Source organism: Thermostichus sp. MS-CIW-23 (genome assembly GCF_054059455.1).
This window is the reverse complement of record NZ_JBSSCC010000006.1, coordinates 40,330-52,978: the sequence shown is the minus strand read 5'-3', so window position 1 is coordinate 52,978 and position 12,649 is coordinate 40,330. Positions and strand designations below refer to the sequence as shown.

Annotated in this window: 12 protein-coding genes and 1 pseudogene; 9 read left to right on the top strand and 4 right to left on the bottom strand. The window is 58.3% G+C overall.

From position 1 onward, the window contains the following. Positions 1 to 51: 51 nt before the first annotated feature. The 3 genes from bchL to ACVW0B_RS03740 all read left to right on the top strand — a co-directional run bounded on the left by bchL (position 52) and on the right by ACVW0B_RS03740 (position 3,466). Positions 52 to 888: a ferredoxin:protochlorophyllide reductase (ATP-dependent) iron-sulfur ATP-binding protein gene (gene bchL / locus ACVW0B_RS03750; protein ID WP_041437180.1), complete on the top strand. Its 837-nt coding sequence runs from the start codon at positions 52 to 54 to the stop codon at positions 886 to 888. Positions 889 to 1,046: 158 nt separating this feature from the next. Further along, positions 1,047 to 2,024, top strand: coding sequence for a protochlorophyllide reductase (locus ACVW0B_RS03745; protein ID WP_414357295.1), 978 nt, complete (start codon positions 1,047 to 1,049; stop codon positions 2,022 to 2,024). A gap of 41 nt (positions 2,025 to 2,065) precedes the next feature. Continuing rightward, positions 2,066 to 3,466, top strand: coding sequence for a ferredoxin:protochlorophyllide reductase (ATP-dependent) subunit N (locus tag ACVW0B_RS03740; RefSeq protein WP_457490978.1), 1,401 nt, complete (start codon positions 2,066 to 2,068; stop codon positions 3,464 to 3,466). On the opposite strand, the gene ACVW0B_RS03735 is transcribed toward ACVW0B_RS03740, so the two are convergent. The 3 genes from ACVW0B_RS03735 to ACVW0B_RS03725 all read right to left on the bottom strand — a co-directional run bounded on the left by ACVW0B_RS03735 (position 3,463) and on the right by ACVW0B_RS03725 (position 5,411). After that, the gene (locus tag ACVW0B_RS03735; protein WP_414373570.1) at positions 3,463 to 3,705 is read right to left on the bottom strand and encodes a hypothetical protein; all 243 of its coding nucleotides are present in this window, start codon (positions 3,703 to 3,705) and stop codon (positions 3,463 to 3,465) included. The genes ACVW0B_RS03740 and ACVW0B_RS03735 overlap by 4 nt on opposite strands. Before the next feature lie 38 nt (positions 3,706 to 3,743). Beyond that, positions 3,744 to 5,054, bottom strand: a complete 1,311-nt coding sequence (gene hemL / locus ACVW0B_RS03730) for a glutamate-1-semialdehyde 2,1-aminomutase (RefSeq protein ID WP_011432645.1) — start codon at positions 5,052 to 5,054, stop codon at positions 3,744 to 3,746. Positions 5,055 to 5,135: 81 nt separating this feature from the next. Then, positions 5,136 to 5,411 (bottom strand): DUF4404 family protein, encoded by a 276-nt coding sequence (locus tag ACVW0B_RS03725; RefSeq protein WP_414356579.1) that lies wholly within the window; start codon positions 5,409 to 5,411, stop codon positions 5,136 to 5,138. Positions 5,412 to 5,607: 196 nt separating this feature from the next. Here ACVW0B_RS03725 and ACVW0B_RS03720 point away from each other — a divergent pair, with 196 nt between their 5' ends. The 5 genes from ACVW0B_RS03720 to ACVW0B_RS03700 all read left to right on the top strand — a co-directional run bounded on the left by ACVW0B_RS03720 (position 5,608) and on the right by ACVW0B_RS03700 (position 9,960). Next, positions 5,608 to 5,919: a hypothetical protein gene (locus ACVW0B_RS03720; protein WP_414409074.1), complete on the top strand. Its 312-nt coding sequence runs from the start codon at positions 5,608 to 5,610 to the stop codon at positions 5,917 to 5,919. A 30-nt stretch (positions 5,920 to 5,949) separates the two neighbouring features. Next, positions 5,950 to 6,696 (top strand): SIMPL domain-containing protein, encoded by a 747-nt coding sequence (locus ACVW0B_RS03715; protein ID WP_457388200.1) that lies wholly within the window; start codon positions 5,950 to 5,952, stop codon positions 6,694 to 6,696. 475 nt (positions 6,697 to 7,171) lie between these two features. After that, positions 7,172 to 8,482 (top strand): response regulator, encoded by a 1,311-nt coding sequence (locus ACVW0B_RS03710; protein WP_457388199.1) that lies wholly within the window; start codon positions 7,172 to 7,174, stop codon positions 8,480 to 8,482. Positions 8,483 to 8,529: 47 nt separating this feature from the next. Beyond that, entirely contained in the window at positions 8,530 to 9,033 is a 504-nt protein-coding gene (locus ACVW0B_RS03705; RefSeq protein ID WP_414413104.1) for a hypothetical protein, read from the top strand. Positions 9,034 to 9,093: 60 nt separating this feature from the next. Further along, complete coding sequence (locus tag ACVW0B_RS03700; RefSeq protein WP_457388238.1) at positions 9,094 to 9,960, top strand: shikimate dehydrogenase; 867 nt, start codon at positions 9,094 to 9,096, stop codon at positions 9,958 to 9,960. 63 nt (positions 9,961 to 10,023) lie between these two features. On the opposite strand, the pseudogene glnT reads toward ACVW0B_RS03700, so the two are convergent. After that, a pseudogene (gene glnT, locus ACVW0B_RS03695) lies at positions 10,024 to 11,317 on the bottom strand (type III glutamate--ammonia ligase). 61 nt (positions 11,318 to 11,378) lie between these two features. Between glnT and ACVW0B_RS03690 the strand changes: the two are divergent. After that, positions 11,379 to 12,632 carry an RNA-guided endonuclease InsQ/TnpB family protein gene (locus ACVW0B_RS03690; protein WP_457490977.1) on the top strand — a complete coding sequence of 418 codons (1,254 nt, stop codon included), beginning with the start codon at positions 11,379 to 11,381 and terminating at the stop codon, positions 12,630 to 12,632. Positions 12,633 to 12,649 lie beyond the last annotated feature (17 nt).

Below are 12,649 nucleotides of genomic sequence, written 5' to 3'. Positions count from 1 at the left end.
GCGGATCGGCTGCCGATAATGTCCCTTGTCTGCCCCATGGAGGAACGCGCTGTGAAGTTGGCAGTTTACGGAAAAGGTGGGATCGGCAAATCCACCACCAGTTGCAACATCTCGGTGGCCTTGGCCAGGCGGGGCAAAAAGGTCTTGCAGATTGGCTGTGATCCCAAGCACGACAGCACCTTCACCCTGACCGGCTTTCTCATCCCCACCATCATCGACACTCTGGAAGCCAAGGGCTATCACCACGAAGACATCTACCCAGAAGATGTGATCTACCGCGGCTACGGCGGCGTGGACTGTGTGGAAGCGGGTGGGCCCCCGGCAGGGGCCGGCTGTGGCGGCTATGTGGTGGGGGAAACCGTCAAACTCCTGAAGGAGCTGAACGCCTTCGATGAGTACGATGTCATCCTCTTCGATGTGCTGGGGGATGTGGTGTGCGGCGGTTTTGCGGCTCCCCTCAACTACGCCGACTACTGCCTGATCGTAACCGACAACGGCTTTGATGCCCTGTTTGCCGCCAATCGGATTGCTGCCTCGGTGCGAGAAAAGGCCAAAACCCGCAAGCTGCGGTTGGCCGGGCTGATCGGTAATCGCACCAGTAAGCGGGATCTGATTGACAAATACGTCTCGGCAGTTCCCATGCCCGTTATCGAGGTGCTTCCCCTCATCGAAGATATTCGCGTCTCGCGGGTCAAGGGCAAGACCCTCTTCGAGATGGCGGAAACCGATCCCAGCCTGGAGCCTGTCTGCCAGTACTACCTGAACATCGCCGATGAGCTGCTGGCCCGTCCGGAAGGGATCGTGCCCCAACCTGCCGAGGATCGGGAGCTGTTTGCTTTGCTCTCCGACTTTTACAACACTCCAGCCCGCCAACTGGCCTTGGTGTGACGGATCCCCTGCCAGCGGGGGCAGTGTGTCCAAAAATGAAGCCACTGTTTCGGAAGACTGTCGCAAACCTTATCAATTTGTTGTCCGATCCGCTTTCCCCCCCAAGATGGATCCTGTAGGGATCTCGCTTTGGGAAGGAAATGGCACAGGAGTTGGATATGCAAGGACAAGAGCAACCCACCGTCGTGATTACCGGAGCTTCCTCGGGTGTTGGCCTGTACTCAGCTTTGGCCTTGGCCAAGCGCGGCTGGCACGTGGTGATGGCCTGTCGGGATCTGGACAAAGCCTACCGGGCGGCCCAGCAAGTGGGGATCCCCCAGGGCAGCTATACCCTGATGCAGATCGATCTGGCCAGCTTGGCCAGCGTGCGGCGGTTTGTCGAGCAATTCCGCAACTGGGGCCGTTCCTTGGACGCCTTGGTCTGCAATGCCGCCATCTACATGCCCCTGCTCAAGCAGCCCCTGCGCAGCCCGGAAGGATATGAGCTGACCATGGCCACCAACCATCTGGGGCATTTCTTGCTCTGCCATTTGATGTTGGAGGATCTGAAACGCTCCACCTATCCGGATCGGCGGCTGGTGATCTTGGGCACGGTTACCCACAATCCCAAAGAGCTGGGGGGTAAGATCCCACCCCAACCCCACCTGGGGGATCTGCGGGGATTTGCCCAGGGCTTTAAGGATCCCATCAGCATGGCCGATGGCGGCAAATTCGATCCGGTGAAAGCCTACAAAGACAGCAAAGTCTGCAATATCCTCACCATGCGCGAGCTGCACCGCCGCTTCCACGAAAGCACTGGCATCACCTTCCTCTCCCTCTATCCGGGGTGTGTAGCCACCACGGCTCTGTTCCGCCATCACTATCCCCTGTTTCAAAAACTTTTCCCCTGGTTTCAAAAAAACATCACGGGCGGATTTGTTTCTCAGGAATTGGCCGGAGAGCGGGTGGCCCAAGTGGTGGCCGATCCCGAGTTTCGTCGGTCGGGGTTCTACTGGAGCTGGGGCAACCGGCAACGCAAGAATGCCAAGCCCTTTAACCAAGAAGTCTCTGACGAGGCGGCGGACGATGCCAAGGCCAAACTGCTTTGGGATCTCAGCGAAAAATTGGTGGGTGTGCCCCAGTTGGCGGCCCTTTAGCCCGAAATGTTCCCCTCTTTATATGTTGTTAGGAGACGAGCATGAATGCTGCTTTGGATAGTGCCAATGCCCTTAACTTTCAGTGCGAAACCGGCAACTACCATACCTTTTGCCCGATTAGTTGTGTAGCTTGGCTTTATCAAAAAATTGAAGACAGCTTCTTTTTGGTCATCGGCACCAAAACCTGTGGCTACTTTCTGCAAAACGCCATGGGGGTGATGATCTTTGCCGAGCCCCGCTATGCCATGGCCGAGCTGGAAGAGGGGGATATCAGCGCCAAGCTGAATGACTACGAGGAGCTGAAGCGGCTGTGCCTGCAAATTCAGCGGGATCGCAATCCCAGCGTGATTGTCTGGATCGGCACCTGCACCACCGAGATCATCAAAATGGATCTGGAGGGCCTAGCCCAGAAGCTGGAAGGGGAGATCGGGATCCCGATTGTGGTGGCCCGGGCCAATGGCCTCGACTACGCCTTTACCCAAGGGGAAGATACGGTTTTGGCCTCGATGGCTCAACGCTGCCCAGAGCAGGTGCGGGCAGAGGAGCAGGAAACCCGCGGGGGTCTCCAGGCGCTTTTTTACGGGCTCCGCTCTGGAACAAAGAAAGAGGAGGAAGGCTTCCACAAGCATCCCCCCTTGGTGATCTTCGGCTCGGTGCCCGATCCGGTGGTTACCCAACTCACCCTGGAGCTGAAAAAACACGGGATCCGCGTCTCCGGCTGGTTGCCGGCCAAACGCTATGGGGAGCTGCCGGCCATCGAGCCGGGCACCTATGTGGTGGGGGTGAATCCTTTCCTCAGCCGCACAGCCACCACGCTGGTACGCCGCAAAAAGGCTAAGCTCATCACCGCTCCTTTTCCCATCGGGCCGGATGGCACCCGCGCCTGGATAGAAGCCATTGCCCGCGAATTGGGGATCCCGACGCCAGGCTTGGCAGAGCGGGAAGCGGAAGTGTGGAACCATCCCCAGGTTTGGGATTATCGGGAGCTGCTGCGGGGCAAGAGCGTTTTCTTCATGGGCGATAACCTGCTGGAGATCTCGCTGGCCCGTTTCCTGGTGCGCTGTGGCATGACGGTGCAGGAAATTGGGATCCCTTACATGGACAAACGCTACCAAGCGGCTGAGCTGGCCCTCTTGGAGCGCACCTGCGAAGAGATGGGAGTGCCCAAGCCCACCATCGTAGAAAAGCCGGATAACTACAACCAAATCCAGCGCATCAAGGCCCTGCAGCCGGATCTGGTGATCACAGGTATGGCCCACGCCAACCCCCTAGAGGCACGGGGGATAACCACCAAGTGGTCGGTGGAGTTCACCTTCGCCCAGATCCACGGCTTCGGCAACACCCAGGCTCTGCTGGAGCTGGTGACCCGACCGCTGCGGCGCAATGCTGCCCTCAAAGGCTTGGGTTGGGAGCGGCTGGTGCGAGAAGAAGCCCCTATCTAACCTTCCGGCTCCTCATTGTCAAACAGTAGACCGTCTAGGTGATCTGGCAGTTGCTGCCGGTCGATCCAGACCATGCCCGCCAGAATAGCTTCGGCCTCGTTTTGAAAGTAGCCGTAGGCTTTGGTGCCAATCTCCGACTCGCAAGAGCCATCTTGCTGGAGCAGCCGGCAGCGAAAGATAAACCCCTTCTCTGTAGCTTGGGTGGTGATGCTCCAGTTGCGATGGATATGCTCGGCCATAGCAGGGATCCCGCCTCGAAAGAGGGTGAATTGCAGACTCAGAGGGTGCTCAACACCTCTCGCGCGGCGGCTAGAGTTTTCTCCACATCGGCCTCTGTGTGGGCCAGGGAGGTGAAGCCGGCCTCAAATTGCGAGGGCGCCAGATAGACTCCCCGCTCCAACATGCCGCGATGGAAGCGGGCAAATTTCTGCAGATCGGAAGTCTTGGCCTCTTCGTAGTTGCGCACTGGGCCGGCAGTAAAAAAGAAGCCAAACATGCCGGGCAGATAGCCCCCGCACATCTCATGCCCCGTTTCCCGCGCGATCTGCAATAGCCCCGTCGCCAACTTCTCGGTAATCCGCTCCAGATACTCGTAGGTGCCCGGGCGGCGCAAAATGTCCAGTGTCTGGATCCCTGCTGTCATGGCCAGGGGGTTGCCGGAAAGAGTCCCTGCCTGATACATCGGCCCCGCTGGAGCCACCATTTCCATAATTTCTCGCCGACCGCCATAGGCCCCCACCGGCAGGCCGCCACCGATGACCTTGCCCAGGGTCGTTAAATCGGGGATGACCCCAAACTTGGCCTGTACACCGCCATAGCTGATGCGAAAGCCGGTCATCACCTCATCAAATACCAGTAGGGCTCCGTACTTTTGGGTGAGATCTCGCAAGCCTTCCAAGAAGCCCGGCTGGGGGGGAATAAAGCCGGCATTGCCCACCACCGGCTCTAGGATGACTCCGGCAATGGAGTCGGGGTGCTGTTCAAACAGGGCCTTGACTGCCTCCAGGTCGTTGTAGGGAGCCGTCAGCGTAGCGCTGGTAGCTGCCTTGGGCACCCCCGGCGAGTCTGGCAAGCCCAGCGTGGCCACCCCCGAACCGGCCTTCACCAAGAACATGTCCGCATGGCCGTGGTAGCAGCCCTCAAACTTGATCACCTTTTCCCGACCGGTATAGGCCCGCATCAAGCGCAGCACCGCCATGCAAGCTTCGGTGCCGGAATTGACAAAGCGCACCATCTCCACACTGGGCACCGCCTCAATGACCCGCTCCGCCAGTTCATTTTCCAGAACGCATGGGGCGCCGAAGCTGGTGCCTTTCTCCAAAGCTCGGCGCAGAGCCTCAATGACCTCGGGGTGAGCGTGGCCAACAATCGCCGGCCCCCAACTGCCGATGTAGTCGATGTATTGGTTGCCGTCCACATCCCAGGCGTAGGCCCCTGAGACACGGTCGAACACGACGGGATCCCCGCCCACCGACTTGAAGGCCCGTACCGGAGAACTCACTCCCCCCGGCATGAGGCTTTGTGCCCGGGCAAAAACCTGCTTGGAGCGGGTGGTGTTAAACGAGGTGGAGTGGAGAGTGCTGGTCATAGAGCATAAGGAGCTTTCAACGCATTACCAAGGCTAGCAAGCAAGGGAGCTTTCTGGTGAGCCCTTTTACCGACCATGAAACTACAAACCCATCCCTGCCAGTGTGTCGATCACCTGCTCCAGGATCAGGGTGAGGTTGGGATGCGAGGTCTCGAACAGGCCCAGCGCCTCTCCGATGCGATCCCTGGGGCCTTGGCTCGGTTTGCTCTCGGTCGGGGATCCCAGCTCGGCCAGCACCGCTTCCACTTCCTGGCGAATGGTGGCAATGTGCTGCCGCTGCTTTTCGTCCAGGCCAGGGGTTTTTTGCAGCTCAACATCCAGATCGTGCAGCAGTTGTCGCAGTTTCGATTCGGCCATTCTGTAAAGAGACCTTAACGACTTGAGAACCGATTGAGTTTTGACCACCCTGCCTCAATCATACGGTCTGATGGGTTGAAGCAGGGATCCCTCTATCTAGGGTCTAAGAGCGGGTAAGCGGCGAAGGTTAACTTTTGCAGCCGGGGATCCCAGCATTGGAGCAACCTTTGTAGGATGGGCAGTAGAGTCTATCCCCATGTCTGAGCTGGCATTGGCCCTAGTAGGGGCGGCGGTTGCTGCTGCCCTTTTCGTTGGGATTTTCGTCTGGGAACAAAGACGCAGCCAAGAATTGCTGCAGCGGTGGGCGGCAAAGCAGGGCTACTCCCTGTTGAGCCAGGAGGCACGGTACTGGCGGCTGGGGCCTTTTTCCGGGAGCACTTCCAAGTATCAACGGGTATTCCGTGTGCGGATACGGGATCCGTGGGGGCAAGAACGCACCGGCTGGGTGAGGTTAGGGAACTGGTGGCTGGGGCTTTTGTCGGATCAGGCTGAGGAGCGGTGGGAGTAGGCTGGGGTTGAACCATGGAAAGGGAAAGCGATGAACGGGATCAGGGGTTGGAAAGGGCTGAAGGGGGTGGCGTGGCTGGGCCTGGTACTGGCGGTGGCCCTGTTGGGTTGGAACATAATCGCCGGAGGTGGAGCGATGGCCAGTCCCGCTGAGGGATCCCGAATGTTGACGGTTACAGGACAGGGATCGGTCTCCGTAGAGAACTCCATTGCCCTCATTCGCTTGGGGGTGGTGATCCAGGGGGAGACGGCGCAATCGGTACAACAACAGGTGGCAGAACGCTCAGAGCGGCTGGTCAATCGCCTCAAGGAGCTGCAAGTAGGCGCTCTACAAACCACCGGCATTTCCCTCTACCCGCAATACGACTATCGGGATGGCCAACCTCGCCTAACGGGTGTGCAGGGGCAAAACAGTCTGCAATTCGAGGTGCCCGTGGCCAGAGCCGGGCAAGTGCTGGATGAAGCCGTGGCCGCCGGAGCCACCCAGGTGGAATCGGTCAGTTTCCGGGCCGACGATGCCACCCTGTTGGAAGCGCGCAGCCGCGCCCTAACCCAAGCCGTGAAAGATGCCCAACGCCAAGCCCAGGATGTGCTGGGGGCCTTGAACCTGAGCATCCGTTCCGTCGAGCGCATCCAGATTCAGAGCGATGGCTACATGATCCCGCCGCCGATCCCCTTTGCCCGCGCCGACTATGCCCGTCTAGAAACGGCATCCACACCGGTGGAGGGGGGACAGCAAACCGTGCGCGCCCAAGTCACCCTCGAGCTCCGTTACTGAGCCTCTGCTCTGTTGCCTGGAATGATTCACAAATGTTCACCGCATGGATTTCAGCTCTCCCGCCAAAAGATTCCTACTCAGGGCAAGCCTTGGACAGCAACAGACACCGGCTCCGCAATGATCTGTCAATAATCCAATTACTTGGTTATGGTCATTCCAAACTAGATTGAGACACTCCCCAGGCGTTCCGCACTGCTGCCCAAGCGCTCCGCGCTGCTTCTGGAAACCACCCTCACCCCCAACCCCTCCCCCAGAAGGAGTCAGCCCTCACCCCCAACCCCTCTCCCTCTGGGAGAGGGGAGTTGGGAAGCGATGCAACAGAAATGTTTCATTCCTGTTTATTTATAATGACTATAATTTAACCAACTCGGCAAAGTTGAAGCGGCTGCTGTTTGCTACCGCATTAGAATAGCGATGGAAAGTTGCGGGTAGTTTGCTTTCCCGGATTTTCTCGCCATCCTGCCTCAGTTTGTCTATGGATCCCAGCCCGGAGAGCGTTGGTGCAACTCCTCTGCCCGAGAAGGGGAAATCCGGCTCTGGCAGAAGTCAAGACGGCAGTCTGCAAGCCCGTGTACTGATTGTGGATGATAGCTACATGGTGGCAGAAATGCTGTCCAACTTTTTGGGCAAGCAGGGCTGCAGTATTTCTTATGCTTTGGATGGCCTCTCCGCGCTGGAGCAAATTCGCCGCCAACCCCCAGACCTCATCATTGCCGACTGGGTCATGCCCTCTCTGAACGGCCTAGACCTGTGCCGCCAACTGCGGCAATTGCCGGAATATGCTTGGGTGTACTACATCATTATGACTGCCCGCGAGGGCAACGATAGCATGGAGCGGGCTTTGGAGGCAGGCGCCGATGAGTTTCTTTCCAAACCCTTTCAGGCTGCAGAGCTGCTGACGCGGGTGCGGGCAGGGCTGCGCATTGTAGAAAGTCGCCGCCAGCAATATCTGCTCAAAACTGGGCAAAAATCTCCTCCCTCTCCCCCCAAGTCGATTGGTTTGGAGGTGGGTAGCCGTCAGGATTTGGTGGCTCGTTTGCCGCTGCGGGTGGCCCAGGCCCGTGCCCAATCGGAACCCCTCAGCTTGTTTGTGCTGCGCTTGGCCAACCTCGGTTCTCTGGCACAAGGGCTGGATGCTGACGGTCGGGCTGATCTGCTCAAACTGTTTAGGGAGCGTTTGGCCAATAACCTGCGCGATGGAGACGACCTGTTTTGCTACGACGAGGGGCAGTTTATCATTCTGCTGCCGGGGAGCACCTTGGCTGCTGCGCAAATGGCTGCCGAACGCTGCTGTCAGCGGATGATTCAGGATCCCTTTGTGGTGAATGGGCGGGCGCTGCCGGTACAGCTCCAGTTTGGAGCGGCCAGCCTCATGGACAGCGATGATCCCAAGGGGGTGGCTCTGTTGCGTCGGGCTGCCCAGGCTATGCGAGATAGCAGGAATGTGCACAGCTCGGTGGTGACTGCTCCCCATCCCATCCCAGTTTCCGACCGCGTCAGCGGAACGGAGTCCTCAGAGCTGCTGAAACGCCTGCAGCGTCTGGAAAAAGAAAACGCCGAACTGCGCCGAGAGCTGGAGACTCGCCTCAGGCAGATTGAGGATCTCCGCCAACACCATCAAGAGCTCAGCCAAAAAATGCAGGCTTCTGCACCGGAACTGTCCACAGCGGGATCCCTGGCCCATAGACCCTTCCGCTTGCGGCGGCGAAAACTCCGGCAGCTTTGTCTGAAGCGTCAACTGAGCCGCAGAAGACCGCGCCTGGCTTTGGGACGGCTGAGCAGGTAGTGATGGGCTGAGCGAACGGGAGAGACGGAAGGGAGGTGCAAAAGGCTATGATGGGCATTCTTCAGGGTCAAGTGGCCGGATCTGGGATCTGGAGACCAGCAGGAAGATGGTTCCTAAACAACATTGAGCTCATCTTGACGGCGGTAGGAATAGGGGTGATTCTGCTAAGTGGTTTTGTGGCCAGCCGCAGCGCTTTTTCGCTAGAAACGGCAACGGCGGTCAGCGCCACTTTGGTGGGGGTTATCCACGGGATCCTCTTTTGGCTGTTGCGACGGCGGCAGAGACAGGTGAGGCGGGAGGCAATCGGGCAAATTCGGGAAATGCTGGAAGATTTGGGCAAAAACCGCCTGCAAACCATCAAGATGAGCTTGTACATGGTGCAGGCGCGTCAACCGGAACAGGAAGAGCGAACCCGACAAAGCTTTGACCGCGTTTATCAGATCCTGGCGGAGATGAGCACCTTGATCGACCACATTTCGGAAGAATCTCTGGCCGGCTGGCGCCATCGCTACCGGCAGACTCTGCAGCGGGTTGAGTCGGAGTCTCAGTAGTTTTTAAATCGTCTTTAACTTGAGTGGCTTAAGGGATCCCTTGAGGAGTTGGCTGAGCCGGTGGACGGTCGGATTTCGGGAAGCACCCAATTGCTCGGTCTAATCGGGGATCCGGTGGCCCACAGCTTATCCCCAGCCATGCACAATGCTGCTTTGGCAGCTATGGGGGAAAACTACTGCTATGTGCCGTTTCCAGTGGCTCCAAAACACTTGGCGGCGGCGGTGGCAGGGCTGGCGGCCATTGGGGTGCGGGGGTTTAATGTGACGATTCCTCACAAACAGGCCATTCTCCCTTTGCTCGATCAGATTGAATCGCGGGCAGCAGCGGTGGGGGCGGTGAATACGGTTTACCCCTTGCCAGAGGGCGGGTGGGCGGGCACCAATACCGATATCGATGGCTTTGTGCAGCCTTTGCTGGGTCTGGAAAAAGGGATCCCTACTCTCATTCTGGGATCCGGGGGGGCAGCGCGGGCGGCCATCCAAGGCTGTTTGGAGTTGGGGCTGGGGCCGGTGCGGGTGGCGGGGCGATCCCCCAACCCATTGCTGGCCTTGCAACAGACCTGGCCTCAGGTGGAGACGGTGAACTGGGCGGAGTTGAATTGCTACCTGTCTCAGACGCGGCTTTTGGTCAACACCACCCCTGTGGGTATGCACAAGCCGGGATCCCCCGCCGGTCAAGGGCTTTCCCCCCTGAGCCGAGAGCAACTGTGCCTGCTGTCTCCAGGTGCCATCGTGTACGACCTGATCTATGTGCCGGATCCCACTCCTCTGCTGTGCATGGCCGCCGAGTTGGGCTATACCCCCATCAGTGGGCTGGAGATGCTGGTTCAGCAGGGGGCCAAGGCCCTGTCGCTTTGGCTGGGAGGCAAGCCTGTGCCAGTAGAGGTGATGCGGCAGGCAGCTCAACACCAGTTGGCCCAGGTTTAGGGTCACTCCAGGCCAGTTGGAAGCCCTCTCTCAAGGTGTAATGAGATAACAACAACTACCGGGCTAGCAATCCAAGGTTGTTTCCCGCTCCCAGGGCGTGATCTGACGGTTGTATTCCTGCCACTGTTGGCGTTTGAGCTTGAGGTAGGCATTTACAAAGGGATCCCCAAGCCTGCTGCGGAACAGGGTGTTTTGGTCTAAATGGTTGAGGGCTTCGACCAGAGAGCCGGGCAACGTTGGGGCATTGGGGAGGGGATCGGTGTAGGCGTTGTTGTCACAGCGGGGGCCAGGATCCCGTTGGTGTTGGATCCCGTCCAGGCCGGCGGCAATGAGACCGGCAGCCAAAAGGTAGGGATTGGCAGCAGCATCGGCCAAACGCAGTTCAAACCGCCCGGCATCCGGGATCCGAATGGCGTGGGTGCGATTATTGCCGCTGTAGCTGATCGTATTGGGAGACCAGGTGGCCCCAGAGAGCGTGACGGGGGCATTGAGGCGGCGATAAGAATTGACCGTCGGGTTGGTGAGGGCACACAAAGCAGGCGCATGGTGTAGCACCCCGCCGATGAAGTGATAGGCCAGTTGAGAAAGCCCCAATTCCCCTTGGGGATCGGCGAATAGGTTTTGCTCCCCCTGCCAAAGAGAAATATGGGTGTGGCAGCCGTTGCCCGTCAGATGGGCAAAGGGTTTGGGCATGAAGGTAGCTCGATAGCCATGCTTTTCGGCAATGCTTTTCACCATGTATTTGAAAAAGGCGTGGCGATCAGCCGTAACTAGGGCATCGTCAAACCGCCAGTTCATTTCAAATTGGCCGTTGGCATCTTCGTGATCGTTTTGATAGGGATCCCAGCCCAGCTTCTGCATGCCATCGCAGATGTCTCGGATCACCGAGAAACGCCGCATCAAACTTTGCTGGTCATAGCAGGGCTTGGCCTGCCGATCCCGCTCATCGGAAATGGCCCACTCTTCTGGCGACAGAAGCATGAACTCGCATTCGATCCCCGTCTTGACTTGAAAGCCCATGGCTTCTGCTTGGGACAACACCTGCTTCAACACCCAGCGGGGGGTTTGTGGCAAGGGATCCCCGTTGACCTGGACTAGATCGGCAGGCATCCAGGCCACTTCCGGCTGCCAGGGCAGTTGAAACAGGCGCTCGCGCTCCGGCTGGGCAAACACATCGGGGTCTGCAGGCGTCAAGTCCAACCAGGCGGCAAACCCGGCAAATCCAGCCTGACCCTCCCATGAAGTCGATAACTGAGGCAGGCACCAGCTTGGCCCGTTGGATCCCAAGCAGGTCGGTAAAAGAGAGCAGAAAGTAGTTGATCCCTTGGGCGCGGGCAATTTCAGCTAGAAATCGCAGGAGCCCCGCACTGTACCCGTAGGGTCAGTGTCGGGAGGAATGCGGAAGTTATGATAGAACCATGACCCAAGTCCTGACCGTCTCCTGCAAGCTCAAGGTGTCCCAGTCGCAAGCCGCAAAGTTGGATGCGACAATGGATGCCTTTGTGCAGGCGTTGAACTGGGTCAACCAAAACACACCAGAAAAAGTAGTCAACGCAGTCAAACTCCAGTCCCTTTGCTATTACCAGATTCGCGCTCGGTTTGGCTTGTCCAGTAACTTGGCTCAGCAGGTCTGCAGACGGCTGGCCGGTGCCCGTAAAGTTGCCCGACAGAAAAACCGTCCGGTCAAAGCGTTCAAGAGAGGCTTTGCGACCTACGATGCCCGTATCTTTTCGTTCCGCGAGAAAGACTGGACGGTGTCGCTGACCACGGTGGAGGGTCGGGAGCGCTTTGAGCTGGCGATTGGCCGCTACCAGAGAGAACGGCTGGCGGGCTCCAATCCCAAATCTGCCACTCTGGTCAAGCGTAAAGACGGCTCCTACTCTATTCAGATCTGTGTGGAAGCGGAGCCATCCCCACCGCAACGCACGGATAGAGTGCTGGGGGTGGATTTGGGAAGGACGGATATTGCCCATACGTCAGAAGGGGATAACTGGAATGGACAGCAGTTGAACAGAGTCCGAGACCACTACTCCCGGTTGAGGGCGGTACTCCAACGCAAAGCCAGTAAGGGCACACGCAGTTCGCGGCGCAGATGCAGAGAACTGTTGCAACGGCTGTCTGGCAAGGAGAGGCGCTTTCAGGCGTGGGTCAATCATCGCATCTCCAAAGCTATTGTCTCTAGGGCAAAAGCTACCAGCAGCGCTATTGCTCTGGAAGACCTGACAGGGATCCGGGAAAGGGTCAATCAACAGCCACGCAGCAAAGCTGAGCGCCGCAGAACCAATAACTGGGCATTCTACCAGCTTAGGATGTTCGTGGTCTACAAGGCTGCCATTGCCGGAGTACCTGTGGTGCTGGCTCCGCCTGCCTACACGTCGCAGACCTGCCACCGGTGTTTGCACATCCATCCCGACCCTGCGCAATCCTACCGCAATGGGAAGCAGTTTAAGTGTGGACACTGTGGATGGGAAGGGGATGCGGATTTGAATGGTGCGAATGTGATTGCGCTTTTGGGGGCTGCTGTAAACCAGCCTAGAGGTCAAGCCTACGGCTCGCTTCGCGAACGTGGTTGGCTTGCCAACTGCAGGGCTACCGTTCGCGCCAGCGGGCCGGAGGCCTTAAGCCCGCCCTGTACTGCGAAGCAGTCAGGGTCGGGTAGTTTACTGAATTAGGATGGGAAAGCGTGGTT

Excerpts from the sequence above, each read along its gene's own strand:
- ACVW0B_RS03745 (WP_414357295.1), top strand. The coding sequence starts at position 1,047 with ATGCAAGGACAAGAGCAACCCACCGTCGTGATTACCGGAGCTTCCTCG.
- ACVW0B_RS03740 (WP_457490978.1), top strand. The coding sequence starts at position 2,066 with ATGAATGCTGCTTTGGATAGTGCCAATGCCCTTAACTTTCAGTGCGAA.
- ACVW0B_RS03735 (WP_414373570.1), bottom strand. The coding sequence starts at position 3,705 with ATGGCCGAGCATATCCATCGCAACTGGAGCATCACCACCCAAGCTACA.
- hemL (WP_011432645.1), bottom strand. The coding sequence starts at position 5,054 with ATGACCAGCACTCTCCACTCCACCTCGTTTAACACCACCCGCTCCAAG.
- ACVW0B_RS03725 (WP_414356579.1), bottom strand. The coding sequence starts at position 5,411 with ATGGCCGAATCGAAACTGCGACAACTGCTGCACGATCTGGATGTTGAG.
- ACVW0B_RS03720 (WP_414409074.1), top strand. The coding sequence starts at position 5,608 with ATGTCTGAGCTGGCATTGGCCCTAGTAGGGGCGGCGGTTGCTGCTGCC.
- ACVW0B_RS03715 (WP_457388200.1), top strand. The coding sequence starts at position 5,950 with ATGAACGGGATCAGGGGTTGGAAAGGGCTGAAGGGGGTGGCGTGGCTG.
- ACVW0B_RS03710 (WP_457388199.1), top strand. The coding sequence starts at position 7,172 with ATGGATCCCAGCCCGGAGAGCGTTGGTGCAACTCCTCTGCCCGAGAAG.
- ACVW0B_RS03705 (WP_414413104.1), top strand. The coding sequence starts at position 8,530 with ATGATGGGCATTCTTCAGGGTCAAGTGGCCGGATCTGGGATCTGGAGA.
- ACVW0B_RS03690 (WP_457490977.1), top strand. The coding sequence starts at position 11,379 with ATGACCCAAGTCCTGACCGTCTCCTGCAAGCTCAAGGTGTCCCAGTCG.